At 44.5% G+C, this 1,011-nt stretch carries 2 protein-coding genes; both read right to left on the reverse strand.

Annotation, left to right across the window (positions count from 1 at the left end):
* Positions 1–213 (reverse strand): hypothetical protein (locus tag JMI88_RS39980; protein ID WP_236023268.1); only part of this gene is annotated, 213 nt, incomplete at its 3' end.
* A gap of 504 nt (positions 214–717) precedes the next feature.
* Positions 718–1,011, reverse strand: a 294-nt coding sequence (locus JMI88_RS39180; RefSeq protein WP_201367521.1) for a hypothetical protein, incomplete at its 5' end; no start/stop codon positions are given.

Here is a 1,011-nt window from a genome sequence, read left to right on the forward strand (position 1 = left end):
TTGTGCGAACTTTCTATACACATCATAACCAAAACCATTTGGCTCATCCATTATAAACTGAAGCAAAAAGGCGCCCGCATGTGGTAGTTTCTTCCTGCCCCTCAGTTCACCTCCGCGCTCCAAAAGACTGAGAAGGTATTCAATATCGTCTCCACCGAAATTTGAACTATTGACCTTATCAATAATACCCTGAGGGATCAAGCCAGATGTCATAATCCTCTTTAGTTTGCGCGGCGAGAGCCCAAATTCCAATAGCAGATACTTAAACTTCTCTCTGAGATAGGTTCGATCTTCCTGGGATAAGCAGTTCTGGCCGGTCTCCGGCAACAGACGGTCGGGCGCGTTTGTGGTTCAATACTGTCAAGGGAAGGCACACTATACACCGGCAACTGTAGAAAAGCTGACGATAAATACGATTCGAATTTCGAGTCGTCCTGATCGCAATAGCAATAGCGCCTGTCAAATAGAGCTCCATAAAGGTTGAGCTATCGATGCTGGCATATGTGACCTTCTCATTTTTGATTCAAGCGCTGCCAATTGAATAGCAGGGCGGTCAAACGTTTCACCAGCTTTTCTACATGACCGATATTCGTGTCGCGCTCAACATATGAATAGTTCCAAAATATTCTTTTCAACCAACTCATCAACCAGCTGAGAGCTCACTATCCATCCTGTGATCATTCAGCCACTGCTCAATGCCCAGACAGATACGATGGGTTAAATAAGGTGTCCCTGCGTCCAGCCGTAAATATGTGCATGTACATCCTCATCAACCTGGGGGGAGAATTTTTCAATAAATCTGTAAGTGGTGCGCGTTTCAGTAAACGAAAAATCATGCATATTAATAGGCTTACTAATGTTAAAAGGAGAAATATCAGGGTCTTTGATGAGTTTATCAGGGCCAACCGCTCCCGCTATACCAATAGCAAGCCGCCCTTTGTGATACTCTTTACGCTGCTGCAGGTCACGCAAAGTCAAGAAAAAGGCATCTGAAAAAACGGAAATCGTGAT

Source organism: Dictyobacter formicarum (assembly GCF_016587435.1).